Annotated in this window: 20 protein-coding genes; 4 read left to right on the forward strand and 16 right to left on the reverse strand. The window is 62.7% G+C overall.

Features of this window, described 5'->3' with window-relative positions; translation table 11 throughout:
• The first annotated feature begins 28 nt into the window (after positions 1-28).
• Positions 29-577 (forward strand): methyltransferase family protein, encoded by a 549-nt coding sequence (locus NAV32_RS04425; protein WP_256051586.1) that lies wholly within the window; start codon positions 29-31, stop codon positions 575-577.
• 24 nt (positions 578-601) lie between these two features.
• Here the strand turns inward: NAV32_RS04425 and NAV32_RS04430 are convergent, their stop codons facing one another.
• Entirely contained in the window at positions 602-1033 is a 432-nt protein-coding gene (locus tag NAV32_RS04430; protein WP_256051587.1) for a hypothetical protein, read from the reverse strand.
• Positions 1034-1115: 82 nt separating this feature from the next.
• Here NAV32_RS04430 and pip point away from each other — a divergent pair, with 82 nt between their 5' ends.
• Both pip and dtd read left to right on the forward strand, forming a co-directional pair.
• The gene (gene pip / locus NAV32_RS04435; RefSeq protein WP_256051588.1) at positions 1116-2087 is read left to right on the forward strand and encodes a prolyl aminopeptidase; all 972 of its coding nucleotides are present in this window, start codon (positions 1116-1118) and stop codon (positions 2085-2087) included.
• On the forward strand, positions 2087-2524 hold the full coding sequence (gene dtd, locus NAV32_RS04440) for a D-aminoacyl-tRNA deacylase (RefSeq protein ID WP_256051589.1): 438 nt from the start codon (positions 2087-2089) through the stop codon (positions 2522-2524). Before pip ends, dtd begins: the two co-directional genes overlap by 1 nt.
• Before the next feature lie 3 nt (positions 2525-2527).
• On the opposite strand, the gene NAV32_RS04445 is transcribed toward dtd, so the two are convergent.
• From NAV32_RS04445 to trmL, 15 genes are all read right to left on the reverse strand, one after another.
• Positions 2528-2947 carry a UPF0158 family protein gene (locus tag NAV32_RS04445; protein WP_256051590.1) on the reverse strand — a complete coding sequence of 140 codons (420 nt, stop codon included), beginning with the start codon at positions 2945-2947 and terminating at the stop codon, positions 2528-2530.
• Between the two features lie 120 nt (positions 2948-3067).
• Complete coding sequence (locus NAV32_RS04450; RefSeq protein ID WP_256051591.1) at positions 3068-3775, reverse strand: 16S rRNA (uracil(1498)-N(3))-methyltransferase; 708 nt, start codon at positions 3773-3775, stop codon at positions 3068-3070.
• Positions 3772-4572 carry a twin-arginine translocase subunit TatC gene (gene tatC, locus NAV32_RS04455; protein WP_256051592.1) on the reverse strand — a complete coding sequence of 267 codons (801 nt, stop codon included), beginning with the start codon at positions 4570-4572 and terminating at the stop codon, positions 3772-3774. The genes NAV32_RS04450 and tatC overlap by 4 nt, the downstream gene beginning before the upstream one ends.
• The gene (gene tatB / locus NAV32_RS04460; RefSeq protein WP_256051593.1) at positions 4569-4931 is read right to left on the reverse strand and encodes a Sec-independent protein translocase protein TatB; all 363 of its coding nucleotides are present in this window, start codon (positions 4929-4931) and stop codon (positions 4569-4571) included. Before tatB ends, tatC begins: the two co-directional genes overlap by 4 nt.
• Before the next feature lie 9 nt (positions 4932-4940).
• The gene (gene tatA, locus NAV32_RS04465; RefSeq protein WP_256051594.1) at positions 4941-5171 is read right to left on the reverse strand and encodes a twin-arginine translocase TatA/TatE family subunit; all 231 of its coding nucleotides are present in this window, start codon (positions 5169-5171) and stop codon (positions 4941-4943) included.
• Between the two features lie 21 nt (positions 5172-5192).
• A complete protein-coding gene (locus tag NAV32_RS04470) occupies positions 5193-5525 on the reverse strand; it encodes a phosphoribosyl-ATP diphosphatase (protein WP_256051595.1) in 333 nt (110 codons plus the stop codon).
• Positions 5518-5937 carry a phosphoribosyl-AMP cyclohydrolase gene (gene hisI, locus NAV32_RS04475; protein ID WP_256051596.1) on the reverse strand — a complete coding sequence of 140 codons (420 nt, stop codon included), beginning with the start codon at positions 5935-5937 and terminating at the stop codon, positions 5518-5520. The genes NAV32_RS04470 and hisI overlap by 8 nt, the downstream gene beginning before the upstream one ends.
• Positions 5938-5962: 25 nt before the next feature.
• Complete coding sequence (gene ubiB / locus NAV32_RS04480) at positions 5963-7573, reverse strand: ubiquinone biosynthesis regulatory protein kinase UbiB (RefSeq protein ID WP_256051597.1); 1611 nt, start codon at positions 7571-7573, stop codon at positions 5963-5965.
• Positions 7570-8193, reverse strand: a complete 624-nt coding sequence (locus tag NAV32_RS04485; protein ID WP_256051598.1) for a ubiquinone biosynthesis accessory factor UbiJ — start codon at positions 8191-8193, stop codon at positions 7570-7572. The genes ubiB and NAV32_RS04485 overlap by 4 nt, the downstream gene beginning before the upstream one ends.
• Positions 8193-8963: a bifunctional demethylmenaquinone methyltransferase/2-methoxy-6-polyprenyl-1,4-benzoquinol methylase UbiE gene (ubiE, locus tag NAV32_RS04490; RefSeq protein WP_256051599.1), complete on the reverse strand. Its 771-nt coding sequence runs from the start codon at positions 8961-8963 to the stop codon at positions 8193-8195. The genes NAV32_RS04485 and ubiE overlap by 1 nt, the downstream gene beginning before the upstream one ends.
• An 83-nt stretch (positions 8964-9046) precedes the next feature.
• Positions 9047-9421: a gamma-butyrobetaine hydroxylase-like domain-containing protein gene (locus tag NAV32_RS04495; protein WP_256051600.1), complete on the reverse strand. Its 375-nt coding sequence runs from the start codon at positions 9419-9421 to the stop codon at positions 9047-9049.
• Positions 9422-9654: 233 nt separating this feature from the next.
• Entirely contained in the window at positions 9655-10995 is a 1341-nt protein-coding gene (gene hslU, locus NAV32_RS04500) for an ATP-dependent protease ATPase subunit HslU (RefSeq protein WP_256051601.1), read from the reverse strand.
• 29 nt (positions 10996-11024) lie between these two features.
• Complete coding sequence (hslV, locus tag NAV32_RS04505) at positions 11025-11561, reverse strand: ATP-dependent protease subunit HslV (RefSeq protein WP_256051602.1); 537 nt, start codon at positions 11559-11561, stop codon at positions 11025-11027.
• A 144-nt stretch (positions 11562-11705) separates the two neighbouring features.
• Entirely contained in the window at positions 11706-12158 is a 453-nt protein-coding gene (locus NAV32_RS04510; RefSeq protein WP_256051603.1) for a hypothetical protein, read from the reverse strand.
• A gap of 68 nt (positions 12159-12226) precedes the next feature.
• Positions 12227-12688 (reverse strand): tRNA (uridine(34)/cytosine(34)/5-carboxymethylaminomethyluridine(34)-2'-O)-methyltransferase TrmL, encoded by a 462-nt coding sequence (trmL, locus tag NAV32_RS04515; RefSeq protein ID WP_256051604.1) that lies wholly within the window; start codon positions 12686-12688, stop codon positions 12227-12229.
• On the opposite strand from trmL, the gene NAV32_RS04520 reads away from it, so the two are divergent.
• Positions 12687-13163 (forward strand): hypothetical protein, encoded by a 477-nt coding sequence (locus NAV32_RS04520; protein ID WP_256051605.1) that lies wholly within the window; start codon positions 12687-12689, stop codon positions 13161-13163. The genes trmL and NAV32_RS04520 overlap by 2 nt on opposite strands.
• The last annotated feature ends 25 nt before the right edge of the window (positions 13164-13188 follow it).

Raw genomic sequence — 13188 nt, forward strand, 5'->3', positions numbered from 1 at the left:
GGTGGGCACTGCTCAAAGGAGATGATTGATGCTGCAGGCTGGTTTTTTCCTGCTGGGTACGCTGATTCTGGCCTGGCTGTCGCGGGCGTCGTTGCGCCAGCCTCGCTCGCACGGTTTTCCGCGTTTTCTCGCTTGGGTGGCGATCCTCGCGTTGCTGGCGCTCAACGGTCCGGTCTGGTTCGATGACCGCTATGCCCCGCATCAACTGGTGTCCTGGGTGTTGCTGCAGGTATCCATCGCCGTTCTGGTCGCCGGGCTGTACATGCTGCGGCGCGTTGGCAAGACCGATCAGGCGCGCGACGATGACGAACTGTTCGCCTTCGAGAAAACCTCGCAGCTGGTGACGGTGGGCATCTTCCGGTATATCCGCCATCCCATGTACTGCTCGCTGCTGCTGTTGGCCTGGGGCATTTTCTTCAAGCAGGCGGGGCTGCTTGGCTTGCTGCTGGCGCTGGCCGCCTCGCTGTTCCTGTGGCTGACAGCGCTGCGCGACGAGGAGGAATGTCTGGCGTACTTCGGCGAGGGCTATCGGCGCTACATGCAGCGCAGCAAGCGCTTTATCCCATTCATTTTCTAATGGCCGGCGTGGTGGCGCTACCGCTCAATCCCAGTCCAGCCGCGCCAGCAGCCATTCGCCGTCTTCCAGCCACCATTCGAGCCTGACGCTGTAGTGCCCGACGCGTTCAGGTACTAGGCCCTGCGCGCCGGTCAGCGCCACCTGTGCCTCGCTATGGCCCTTGCTGGTGTAGCTTGGATCGAGCCAGCTGTCGCTGCTCAGTGCCAGTACCCGCACGTTGCGATGCCGCAGAAACATCAGTGCGGCGGTGCGCCGCAGCCATTCACGGTCCAGGTTCTGATTGGCGCGAAAGTCCGGATGAATCTGCGCCAGCAATGCCGCGGTGTCCCTGTTCTCAATGCTTTCCTGCAGCGTTCTTGCCGCTGATTCGAGCGCCGCCTCAGGGGCTTCGCGACCGCAACCAGCCAGTAGCAGCATGGCCATTGCAGTGATGCTGGCTAATTTCCATACAGACATGCCGAACCCCTCGATCCTCGTTATGATGCCGGAAACCTCAGGCGGCCCCTCGCGCCCGCTGTACAAACCAAGGGAGTGTGCCATGCAAACCTTGCACCCGGAGATCAAACCCTACGCGCGGCATGAGCTGGCGGTCGAAGCGCCGCATGTGCTGTATGTCGACGAGAGCGGTTCGCCGGACGGCCTGCCCGTGCTGTTCGTGCATGGTGGTCCCGGTGGCGGTTGTGACGCCCTGAGTCGGCGCTTCTTCGATCCCAACCTGTACCGCATCATCACCTTCGATCAGCGCGGCTGCGGTCGCTCGACGCCTCACGCGAGTCTTGAAAACAACACCACGGCCCATTTGATCGCTGATATGCAACGTATCCGCGAATTTCTCGGGATCGACAAATGGGTGCTGTTCGGTGGCTCATGGGGTTCGACGCTGTCGCTGGCCTATGCCCAGGCGTACCCCGAACATGTCCATGCGCTGATCCTGCGCGGCATCTTCCTCTGCCGACCGCACGAGTTTTCCTGGTTCTATCAGGAGGGCGCCAGCCGCCTGTTTCCCGATTACTGGCAGGACTTCATCGCGCCAATTCCTTCGGAGGAACGCGGTGACCTGATGCAGGCGTTCTACAGGCGCCTGACCGGCAGCGACCAGATCGCCCAGATGCATGCGGCCAAGGCCTGGTCCTGCTGGGAAGGGCGGACCGCTACGCTACGGCCCAGCCATGATGTGGCGGAGCGTTTCGCCGATACTCACCGGGCGCTGGCCATGGCGCGAATCGAGTGTCATTACTTCGTCAATCAGGGCTTTCTCGAGCCCGATCAGCTACTGCGTGACATGCACAAGATCGCGCACCTGCCGGGGATCATCGTGCACGGTCGTTACGATGTCATCTGCCCGCTGGAGAATGCCTGGCAGCTGCACGAAGCCTGGCCCGGCAGCGAACTGCAGATCATCCGTGAAGCCGGACACTCGGCCAGCGAGCCCGGCAATTGCGACGCTCTGGTGCGCGCCGCCAGTGTCATCGCCCATCGCCTGCTGGACCTGCCGCCCGAGGAGGCCTGATGAGGGCAGTGATTCAGCGCGTGCGGCAGGCGCGGGTCGAGGTGGCTGGCGAGATCGTTGGAGCCATAGATCAAGGGCTGCTGGCACTGATCGGCGTCGAGCGTGAGGATGACCGTGCCCGGGCGGACAAGCTTTTGCACAAGCTGCTGCGCTATCGGGTATTCGCAGACGAAGAGGGGCGGATGAACCGCTCGCTGAGCGATATCGGCGGCGGCTTGCTGCTGGTCTCGCAATTCACCCTGGTTGCCGATACTCGCAGTGGGCTGCGACCGAGTTTCTCCAGCGCGGCGTCGCCGATGCTGGGCGAAGAACTGTATGAATATCTGCTGGCCCAGGCGCGTCAGCAGCATCCACAGGTCGCCTGCGGTCGCTTCGGCGCCGATATGCAGGTGCATCTGCAGAACGACGGGCCGGTGACCTTTCTGCTGGAAAGCTGACGCCTAGCGTCCGGAAGGCTCGAGCCCGTTGTCGTGCAGCCAGTTCATGGCGTATTCGCGCAGCTGGACAGTCTGGTAATCCAGCCATGCCTGGCGTATCTCCGGAAAATCTTCCAGCTTGAAATCGAAGGTGCGCAGCGGTTTACGCCCGCGCAGTGCGGTGTTCAGCACGGCATAGGCGCTGGGGTCATGCTGGGCGAACAAAAAGGCTTCGCGCATGGCGATGGACTGTGGCAGGTCGAGCGGTTCGATATGCAGGTAACGGTCGGACCGGACGTCGTATTTCTCGTTGGCGCTGGGCGGTGCTTCGCCGGGGAAAACGGCGCGGATATCGCCGCTTTCCAGATCGAGGTAATGCGCGCAGGCATCGCGGGCATCCAAAGCGTATTCCAGACGGTACAGATCAATGGTCATCGGGCGCATGGCAGGCTCTGCTTCGTGGGACTCAGAGGCTCTGACCCATTTGCACCCATTGCGTGCATTACGTTCATCGGTACTGGTTGGCATTCTGACGAGATGGCTGTGAAATCGCGGGCAAACCCCTCAGAACAGCCGTGCCAGCAAAGCGCTGACGGCTGTCTCGACGCGCAGAATGCGCTCGCCGAGTTGCACCGGGGTGAGGCCTGCTTCGGCCAATTTTTCCACTTCGTAGGGAATCCAGCCGCCTTCGGGGCCAATGGCCAGCGTCACCGGGTGTTCCACCGCCCGTGGGCAGTGCGGAAAATCACCGGGATGACCGACCAGGCCCAGGCTGCCGGCGGCGAGTTGCGGCAGGCGGTCTTCGACGAAAGGCTTGAAACGCTTTTCGATGATCACTTCGGGCAGCACCGTGTCGCGCGCCTGTTCCAGGCCCAGGATCAGCTGTTCGCGAATGGCTGCAGGGTCCAGGAAGGGCGTCTGCCAGAAGCTCTTTTCCACCCGATAGCTGTTGAGCAGCACCAGCCGCGGTACGCCCATGGTGGCGACTGTCTGCAGCACGCGGCGCAGCATTTTCGGGCGCGGCAGGGCTAGCAACAGGGTGATGGGCAGCTTGGGCGGGGGTGGCTGATCGAAGCGGACCTGCAGTTCGGCTGACGCGCTGTCCAGACGCAGCAACCGGCCTTCACCCATTTCGCCGCCGAGCCGGCCTACGCGCAGGGTTTCGCCAGCCTCGGCGCGGTGGACCTCACGCAGGTGTGCCAGTCGGCGGTCACGCAGTACCACCCGCTCGGCGTCGATGAAATCCGCCGGCTCCAGCAGTATCAGATTCACGGGCGTGAAACGGGTGGCTGGTCGCGCTCGGGCCTGTCTTCATCGGCATCGCCGCGGAAACCCGCTTCGCGCGTCTTGATCATGCTGCCGCAGATCACGCCGGCCTCGAACAGCAGCCACATGGGTATGGCCAGCAACGCTTGGGAGAATACGTCCGGTGGTGTCAGTACCATGCCCACGGCGAAGCACCCGACGATCACATAGGGGCGGCTCTTGCGCAGTGTGGCCACGTCGACGATGCCGACCCAGATCAGCAGGAAGGTCGCCACCGGAATTTCGAAGGCCACGCCAAAGGCGAAGAACAGCGTCAGCACGAAATCCAGGTACTGGCCGATGTCGGTCATCATCGCCACGCCTTCGGGGGTCACGCTGGCGAAGAAGCCGAACATGATCGGGAAGACCACGAAATAGGCGAACGCCATGCCGGCGTAGAACAGGATGATGCTGGAGATCAGCAGCGGTACGGCGATGCGTTTTTCATGCTTGTACAGACCGGGCGCGATAAAGCCCCAGATCTGGTGCAGGATGACCGGCATCGACATGAACAGCGACACCATCAGCGTCAGCTTGAACGGCGTCAGGAATGGCGAGGCCACGCCGGTGGCGATCATGGTCGCGCCTTCCGGCAAGTATGTACGCAGGGGCGCGGCGACCAGCGCGTAGATCTGTTGCGAGAAATAGAACAGGCCGGCGAACAGCAGCAGTATCGCCACTACGCAGCGCAGCAGACGCTTGCGCAGTTCGGTCAGGTGAGCGATCAGCGGCATTTCCTGATCGGTGCCAGTATCGTGGCTCATGGTTCGGGGGATCTGTCCTGGCGAGGAGCGGGGGGCGATTCGGCAGGCGTGGCCGTTTCGGTCGGTTTAGCGGGCTCAGTCGACTCGGTCGGGGCTCGGGCGGCGCTGGTGGAGGGCGGCATGATGCTCTCCTTCAGCTCCTTCTCAAGATCGAGAATGCGCTCGTTATGCAGTTGGCGGCGAATTTCGTCGGCGCCGATCTCCCGCTCGACCTCGGCCTTGATGTTGTTGAAGCTGCGCTTGAGGCGACCAACCCACAATCCGGCTGTGCGCACCGCGCCGGGCAGGCGCTCGGGGCCAAGCACGAACAGGGCTACCAACCCTACCAGGAGCAGTTCAGTGAAGCCGATATCGAACATCGGAGAGCCCTAGTCTTTCTTGGTCGGTTCTTCGACCTTGCGTGCCTCGGCATCGATGGTGTGGCTCTGCTTTTCTTCGACGCCGGGCTTTTCCTCATCGGTGCCCATCGACTTGCGGAAGCCCTTGATCGCATCACCCAGGTCCGAGCCCAGGCCCTTGAGGCGCTTGGTGCCGAACAGCATGACGACGATCAGCAGGATGATCAGGAGTTGCCAGACGCTTATTCCACCGAAACCCATGGTGCTACCTCCAAAAATGAATCAGTTGTGCGGGCGCGCGGCTTTTTCCGCGTGTCCGGAAAGGCCGAAGCGGCGGTCCAGTTCGTCGAGTACCGCCTGGGGATGCTGATCGAGTGCGGCCAGCATGACCAGGCTGTGAAACCACAGATCGGCGGTTTCACCGATCAGCTCGCGGGTGTCGCCACTGACGGCGGCATCCTTGGCCGCCAGGATGGTTTCCACCGATTCCTCGCCGACCTTTTCCAGAATCTTGTTCAGGCCCTTGTGGTACAGGCTGGCCACGTAGGAGCTGTCCGGTGCGGCGCCCTTGCGGGCCTCCAGAACTTCGGCCAGACGGGTGAGGGTGTCACTCATGCTTGTGCTCCGCATAGATGGCGTGCGGGTCCTTGAGAACCGGATCGACGCTTTTCCATTCGTCGTTCTCGAATACGCGGTAAAAGCAGCTTTCCCGCCCGGTATGGCAGGCGATGCCACCCAGTTGCTCGACGATCAGCACGATCACGTCGGCATCGCAATCCAGGCGCAGTTCGTGCAGTTTCTGGATGTGGCCGGATTCCTCGCCCTTGCGCCATAGTTTGCCGCGCGAGCGCGACCAGTAGATGGCACGGTTTTCCTGCGTGGTGAGCGTCAGCGCTTCGCGGTTCATCCAAGCCATCATCAGGATGCGCCCGGTTCTGTAATCCTGTGCGATGGCCGGAACCAGGCCATCGGCGTTCCACTTGATTTCGTCCAGCCAGTTCATCGATTTCTCCGCAGATGCCGCCAAGTGTGCCAGCCCCGATCGGCCATGGCTATCGGCGCACGACGATGTACGCGCCGGCCCCCAGCATCATCCAGGCCGGCCAGCTGGCGACGGCGATGAAGGAGTCGGCACCGGTGGCCAGAACAGCGCCGCCGGCGAGCAGGGCTGCGCCCATCAGTCGCAGCGGCCAGCCGTGGTGACGCTCACGCCAGGGTGGCGCCGGGTTGTTGGCGTGGGGCTGCGACATGTGTTCGAGCAGCTCGCGGGCCATGCCGGCCAGGTGCGGTATCTGTTCGATCTGGCCCTGCACATTCTTCAGCACCTGTTTGGGGCTCATGCGCTCGCGCATCCAGCGCTCGAGATAAGGCTGGCCAGTGCTCCACAGGTCCAGATCGGGATACAGCTCGCGGCCCAGGCCTTCGATATTGAGCAGGGTCTTCTGTAGCAGCACCAACTGCGGTTGGACTTCCATGTTAAAGCGCCGCGCCACCTGGAACAGGCGTACCAGCAGCTGACCGAAGGAGATGTCCTTGAGCGGTTTTTCGAAGATCGGCTCGCAGACAGTGCGGATCGCCGCCTCGAATTCGTTGACCTTGGTTTCCGCTGGCACCCAGCCTGAATCGATGTGCAGCTGCGCGACCTTGCGGTAATCGCGCCTGAAGAAGGCCATCAGGTTGCGTGCCAGGTAATCCTGGTCTTCCGGCGTCAGGCTGCCGACGATGCCGAAGTCCACCGCGATGTATTGCGGGTTCCACGGCTGCTGGGTGCTGACGAAAATGTTGCCGGGATGCATGTCGGCATGGAAGAAGCTGTCGCGAAACACCTGGGTGAAGAAGATCTCCACGCCGCGTTCGGCCAGCTGCTTCATGTCGGTGCGCTGCTCGGCCAGCCTGGCCATGTCGGTGACCGGTACGCCGTAGATGCGCTCCATCACCAGGACCTGCGAGCGGCAGTAGTCCCAGTGAATCTGCGGTACGTAAAGCAACGGTGAGTCCTGGAAATTGCGCCTGAGCTGGCTGGCGTTGGCGGCCTCGCGCAGCAGGTCGAGCTCGTCATGAATGGTCTTGGCGTAATCCTCGACCACTTCCACCAGATGCAGGCGGCGGGCGTCGATGGAGGCGCGCTCGGCGGTTCTGGCCAGCAGGAACAGCCAGGCCAGATCCTGATTGATGATGGGCCTGAGATTGGGCCGCACCACCTTGACCACGACTTCCTCGCCGCTGCGCAACTGCGCTGCATGCACCTGGGCAACCGAGGCGGAAGCGAGCGGCTTGTTGTCGAAGCGGGCGAACACTTCGCCTACAGGCGCGCCCAGCTGGCGCTCTATCAAGGTGATAGCCATGGCCGAATCGAAGGGCGGTACGCGGTCCTGCAGCATCGCCAGCTCTTCGGCGATGTCCAGCGGCAACAGGTCGCGACGGGTTGAGAGGATCTGGCCAAACTTGATGAAGATCGGCCCCAGGCCCTCCAGCGCCAGGCGCAGACGCGCACCGCGGGACAGTTCGCTGGGCCGCCGTGGCAGCCAGCGCCAGGGCAGCAGATAGCTGCTTGCGCGCAGCCACCAGGGCATCGGCAGATCGAGGATAAGGTCGTCCAGGCGGTAGCGAATCACCACCAGCAGGATGCGGAACAGGCGGCGGGTGGCGGCGAACAGCTTCATTCGGCTTGATCTGGTTGCAGGGAATGGGTGAGGCGTTCGAACCGCGCTTCGAGGCGGTCGAGTGCCAGCTTGAGCCGGTCGAGTTCGTCGAAGCGGGCTTGCGCTTCATTGTTGCCGACCAGTGTGCGGGACTCCTCGTTGAGGTAGTCGGCCAGGTTCAGGCGCAGGCTGTCGCTGCTCTGCCTGGCCCAGGCGAGCGGTCCGCGCAGGTTGCTGTCGAGCAACTGGGTGGCGACCGGTCCGAGCCAGCGTGATACCTCGTATTGCCAGTCCAGCTCCAGATCCTGCAGCACCTCGGCAAGGTGCATCAGCAGGGCGCTGTCGCCGTCGATGTCGACTTCGGGACCATGCAGTACGGCAGTTTTGTTGCGGCTCAAAGCCAGGTGCGCCAGGCTCGACGCCGGTGCGCGCAGGCGGCAATCAGGCTTGCTGCCCCATTCGGACGCCAGACGCAGGCCTTCGCCATCGGCCAGCACGAACAGGCGCCAGGCGGGTGCGCTGCAGTCGATCTCGATAACGCGACCATTCAGCCGTGCCAGTCGCGGCAAGGCGCTCGGGTCCAGGCGCAGCACGCGGTTGATGCCGCGTTCGGCTGCGGCCAGCACGGCAAGCTGCAGCATCAGGGCTTGATGCCGCGGTGCAGGGCGACGATGCCGCCGGTCATGTTGTGATAGGTGACGCGCTCGAAGCCGGCGTCGGCCATCATGCCCTTGAGGGTTTCCTGATCCGGATGCATCCGGATCGACTCGGCCAGGTAGCGATAGCTGTCGGCGTCATTGGTGATCAGCTTGCCCATCATCGGCAACAGGCTGAATGAGTAGGCGTCGTAGGCCTTGGAAAACAGCTGGTTGGTGGGCTTGGAGAATTCCAGCACCAGCAGCCGTCCGCCGGGTTTAAGTACCCGCAGCATGGAGGCGATGGCGTCTTCCTTGTGGGTGACGTTGCGCAAGCCGAAGGCGATGGTGACCACGTCGAAATGGTTGTCCGGGAAGGGCAGCTTCTCGGCATCGGCCTGCACGAAGCTGATATTGCCCGCCACGCCCTTGTCCAGCAGCTTGTCGCGACCGACCCTGAGCATCGAGGCGTTGATGTCGGCCAGCACCACTTCGCCGGTGGGGCCGACGATGCGCGAGAACTGGCGTGCCAGATCACCCGTACCGCCAGCGATATCCAGCACACGGTTGCCATGACGCGCGCCGGACAGCTCGATGGTGAACCGCTTCCAGAGGCGATGCACACCGCCGGACATCAGGTCGTTCATCAGGTCGTACTTGGCGGCCACGGAATGGAAAACCTCGGCCACCTTGTGCGCTTTTTCGCTCTCCGCCACGTTCTTGTAGCCGAAGTGGGTGGTGGGTTCTGCGTCATGCTCTTTGCGAGGGTCGGTCATGTCACTGTCACCGGAAGAATGTGCGGGGCATTCTAAACCGAAATGCGCCAGCGCAGCTTGACGCCAGCCGGTTCTTTCCGGCTTCAGAGCATCAGTTTGACCGGCGAGATATCCGGGTCGCGGGATTTGCCGGCTGTGGCCAGCGCCTGGAGATAGTCATCCCAGAGTCGTTGCTGGTTCTGAGACAGATGATCGAGGTAGTCCCAGCTATAGAGGCCGCTGTCGTGGCCGTCGCTAAAGGTCAGTTTCAGTGCGTATTGCCCGGCGGGCTCCACACCTTCCAGGGCGACGTTGACCTTGCCGGTCTGCAGCACCGGGTTGCCGTGCCCCTGCACTTCGGCGGAGGGAGAGTGCACCCGCAGGAATTCGGCCGGCAGGCTGTAGCGCTCGTTGGGTCCGTATTCCAGTTCCAGGGTTTTCGAGGCCTTGCGGAGTTTTATCTGAGTGGGGATGCGCATGGGATTGAACCGGGAAAGAGGATGAGGGCTGGGCGAGGATGTTCGAGCGGCCCGGAATCGGTCTTAAAGAAGACCGTGTCCAGCGCCGCTCTGGCTGCCCCTGCCTCGGTGGGAGCGGACTCGTCCGCGAGCTCAGCTTTTCACGCCAGCATGGTATCTGTCGCCAAAAGCTCGCGGGCAAGCCCGCTCCTACCAAATCGCAGCAGGGCATTTGCAGCCCATGGAACATGGCTTTACAGGATGTAGCGCGACAGATCTTCGTCTGCCGCCAGTTCGCCCAGGTGTTCGTTGACGTAGGCGGTGTCGATGCGGATCGGCTCGCCGTTCTGCTGGCCGGCCAGGTCGCCGGCGCTGAAGGAGACTTCTTCCAGCAGGCGTTCGAGCAACGTATGCAGCCGGCGCGCGCCGATGTTCTCGGTCTTCTCGTTGACCTGCCAGGCGATCTCGGCCAGACGCTTGATGCCGTCGGGAAGGAATTCGATGGCCAGACCCTCGGTCTTGAGTAGAGCGCAGTACTGCTCGGTGAGCGAAGCGTGCGGCTCGGTAAGGATGCGCTCGAAATCCTCCGGCGACAGGGCCTTGAGTTCGACACGGATCGGCAGGCGACCCTGCAGTTCCGGCACCAGGTCGCTGGGCTTGGACAGGTGGAAGGCGCCGCTGGCGATGAACAGGATGTGGTCGGTCTTGACCATGCCCAGCTTGGTGTTGACCGTGCTGCCTTCGATCAGCGGCAGCAGGTCGCGCTGCACGCCTTCGCGAGAGACATCGGCGCCGCTGGTGTTGCCGCGTTTGGCCACCTTGTCGATCTCGTCGATGAAGACGATACCGTTCTGCTCCACGGCCTCCAGCGCACGGGCCTTGAGTTCTTCCTCGTTGACCAGACGCGCGGCTTCCTCGTCGCGCACCAGCTTGAAGGCTTCCTTGATCTTCAGCTTGCGGCTTTTCTTCTTGCCCTTGCCCATGTTGGCGAAGAGGTTCTGTAGCTGGCTGGTCATTTCCTCCATGCCGGGCGGGGCCATGATTTCGACGCCAGCCGGACTTTCGGCGACTTCGATGTCGATTTCCTTGTCATCCAGCTGGCCTTCGCGCAGGCGCTTGCGGAACAGCTGGCGGGTGTTGGAGTCGCTGCTGGGCGCCGGGTCTTCATTGAAGCCGGGACGTGCCGGTGGCAGCAGGGCATCGAGAATGCGCTCTTCGGCGGCATCTTCGGCGCGGTGGCGCATCTTCTGTACTTCCTGCTCGCGCAGCATCTTCAGCGCCGCATCGGCCAGGTCGCGGATGATCGACTCGACATCGCGACCGACATAGCCGACTTCGGTGAACTTGGTCGCTTCCACCTTGATAAAGGGCGCATTGGCCAGCTTGGCCAGGCGACGGGCGATCTCGGTCTTGCCCACCCCGGTAGGGCCAATCATCAGAATGTTCTTCGGCGTGACTTCCGGGCGCAACTCAGCGGAGAGCTGCATGCGCCGCCAGCGGTTGCGCAGGGCGATGGCGACGGCACGCTTGGCGTCGTCCTGGCCGATGATGTGGCGGTTGAGTTCGTGGACGATCTCGCGGGGCGTCATGGACATATATTCGGTACTCCGGAAGCGGACGCGCTTTAGATGGCGCTGTCCAGTTCCTCAATAGTCAGGTTCTGATTGGTGAAGACGCAGATGCTGCCGGCGATGTTCAGCGCGGTTTCGGCGATTTCCTGGGCGGACATTTCTTCACCGCCTTTGCGCATCAGCGCCATGGCTGCAGCCTGGGCGAAGCCGCCGCCGGAACCCATGGCGATCAGGTCGTCCTCGGGCTGCACCACGTCGCCGTTGCCGGTGATGATCAGCGAGGCGTCCTTGTTGGCCACCGCCAGCATGGCTTCCAGGCGACTCAGCGACCGGTCGGTACGCCAGTCCTTGGCCAGTTCGACGGCGGCGCGCACCAGGTGGCCCTGGTGTTTTTCCAGCTGGCCTTCGAAGCGCTCGAACAGGGTGAAGGCATCGGCGGTGGCGCCGGCAAAACCGGCCAGCACCTGGCCGTGATAGAGGCGACGGACTTTCTTGGCATTGCCTTTCATGACGGTGTTGCCCAGGGAAACCTGGCCGTCGCCGCCCATGACGACTTTGCCGTTGCGGCGCACTGAAACGATGGTGGTCAAAGGAAAATCTCCACGCAGCGGGGCGATGAATGCCCGAATTCGATGGATATGGGGGAGCCTTGCGGGCTTTTCAACCGATCAGGGCTGCGTTGTCTGCACGCACAATTTCGTAGGGTCGAGGCGCGGCGGAATGGGTGATCGGCTTCAGGCCGCGGCAATCACCTTGCGCAAGCGTATCGGAATCGACTTCGCCGCCGGCACCTTGCTGCGTTTGGCGTGGTGCCAGAGCGGCAGCAGCACATTGCATTCGGGGTAGTAGCCGGCGCAGCAGCCTTCGGGAATGTCGTAAGGGGTTACGCGCAGTGGCCCGACAGCGCGGTGCACGCCGTCATCGACCTCGGTCACCGCTTCGATCTGATCGCCTGCCCAAGACGTGGCCTTGGCGCCGTTCTCGCAGAAGGAAAGAGGTCGCGACGGATGCGGTTTGGCCCAGGCACAACTGACACAGGCGAAGCCGTCGATGGGCTTGTTCTGCTTGAGCAGCAGCGATGCGCCGGAGAGCGGGATCTTCTGGCGAATCAGGATGTTGGCGACCGAATAGGCCGAACCCCAGCCACCGGCAGGCGCGTGGTAGGGCTTGAAGGTTGGCTGGCTCACGTCGATCTCCTCTTTCTTCTTGAGCTGGAGTTCTAGTTACGACGTAGTGCGTGGCCTAACGTTCAGGATCAGTCCATGGCGAAATCGAACTGGCGCCACGCTTCATAGACGGCGACGGCAACCGTGTTGGAGAGGTTCAGGCTGCGTGAGTCGGGACGCATCGGCAGGCGCAGGCGGCGTTCAATGGGCAGCGAGTCGCGAATCTCCGCCGGCAGGCCTCGGCTCTCAGGGCCGAACAGGAAGGCATCGCCGCGCTGGAAGGCGACTTCATGAAAAGGCTGCGAGCCTTTTGTGGTGAAACCGAACAGGCGTGGCTGGCCCAGACTGGCCAGGCAGCTTTCCAGGTCGGTGTGACGCTTGAGCGGTGCGTATTCGTGATAATCCAGTCCGGCGCGGCGCAGGCGCTTGTCGTCCAGCTCGAAACCCAGCGGTTCGATCAGGTGCAGGCTGCAGCCGGCATTGGCGCAGAGCCTGATAATGTTGCCGGTATTGGGCGGAATTTCCGGCTGGAAAAGGATCACGTGGAACATGGCGGGCACCGAATCTGAAAACGGCGGGCATTCTACTGCGGCAGGTGATCCTGCGGCAGACGGCCCTGCGGCGCACGACCCGCTACCGCGCCTGCGTCGGCGCTTTTTCGCCTCGCTGGTGCTGATCGGACTGCTGGTGGGCATGATGATCGGACGGCTGACGACGCCGGAACCGGCACGGCTGGTCGACGTGCAAGTCTTTGAGGATGCTCTGCGGCTGCGCTTCAATGTGCCAGCGGTCTATCGCGAGGGGAACCTCGATGGTGCCTACACCCTGCTGTTGCAGGCCCAGGGCCGCGAACGTGCCGGACAGATGAGGTTGAATGGCCAGAGCATTCGCTGGCGTGTGCAACCCGCCGAGCACGGCCTGACCCTGCATCTCGTCGCGTTGAGGCCGCTGCGGCTGCAGGCGACCGCGCAGGAAGAGGATGGTGACTGGGTATTGGAGGTGAGGCCGCGAACTGCACGTTTATAGGGTGGATAGCTCTTTGTCGGTCCAC

Origin of the sequence: Stutzerimonas stutzeri, from assembly GCF_024448695.1 — a bacterium.
GTDB classification, from domain to species: Bacteria; Pseudomonadota; Gammaproteobacteria; order Pseudomonadales; family Pseudomonadaceae; genus Stutzerimonas; species Stutzerimonas stutzeri_T.

Coding starts and splice junctions, on each gene's coding strand:
- dtd (WP_256051589.1), top strand. CDS start 2,087: ATGAGGGCAGTGATTCAGCGCGTGCGGCAGGCGCGGGTCGAGGTGGCT.
- ubiB (WP_256051597.1), bottom strand. CDS start 7,573: ATGAAGCTGTTCGCCGCCACCCGCCGCCTGTTCCGCATCCTGCTGGTG.
- tatA (WP_256051594.1), bottom strand. CDS start 5,171: ATGGGTTTCGGTGGAATAAGCGTCTGGCAACTCCTGATCATCCTGCTG.
- NAV32_RS04470 (WP_256051595.1), bottom strand. CDS start 5,525: ATGAGTGACACCCTCACCCGTCTGGCCGAAGTTCTGGAGGCCCGCAAG.
- NAV32_RS04520 (WP_256051605.1), top strand. CDS start 12,687: ATGGCGGGCACCGAATCTGAAAACGGCGGGCATTCTACTGCGGCAGGT.
- pip (WP_256051588.1), top strand. CDS start 1,116: ATGCAAACCTTGCACCCGGAGATCAAACCCTACGCGCGGCATGAGCTG.
- tatC (WP_256051592.1), bottom strand. CDS start 4,572: ATGAGCCACGATACTGGCACCGATCAGGAAATGCCGCTGATCGCTCAC.
- NAV32_RS04445 (WP_256051590.1), bottom strand. CDS start 2,947: ATGCGCCCGATGACCATTGATCTGTACCGTCTGGAATACGCTTTGGAT.
- NAV32_RS04430 (WP_256051587.1), bottom strand. CDS start 1,033: ATGTCTGTATGGAAATTAGCCAGCATCACTGCAATGGCCATGCTGCTA.
- NAV32_RS04485 (WP_256051598.1), bottom strand. CDS start 8,193: ATGCTGCAGCTTGCCGTGCTGGCCGCAGCCGAACGCGGCATCAACCGC.
- ubiE (WP_256051599.1), bottom strand. CDS start 8,963: ATGACCGACCCTCGCAAAGAGCATGACGCAGAACCCACCACCCACTTC.
- trmL (WP_256051604.1), bottom strand. CDS start 12,688: ATGTTCCACGTGATCCTTTTCCAGCCGGAAATTCCGCCCAATACCGGC.
- NAV32_RS04425 (WP_256051586.1), top strand. CDS start 29: ATGCTGCAGGCTGGTTTTTTCCTGCTGGGTACGCTGATTCTGGCCTGG.
- tatB (WP_256051593.1), bottom strand. CDS start 4,931: ATGTTCGATATCGGCTTCACTGAACTGCTCCTGGTAGGGTTGGTAGCC.
- NAV32_RS04495 (WP_256051600.1), bottom strand. CDS start 9,421: ATGCGCATCCCCACTCAGATAAAACTCCGCAAGGCCTCGAAAACCCTG.
- hslU (WP_256051601.1), bottom strand. CDS start 10,995: ATGTCCATGACGCCCCGCGAGATCGTCCACGAACTCAACCGCCACATC.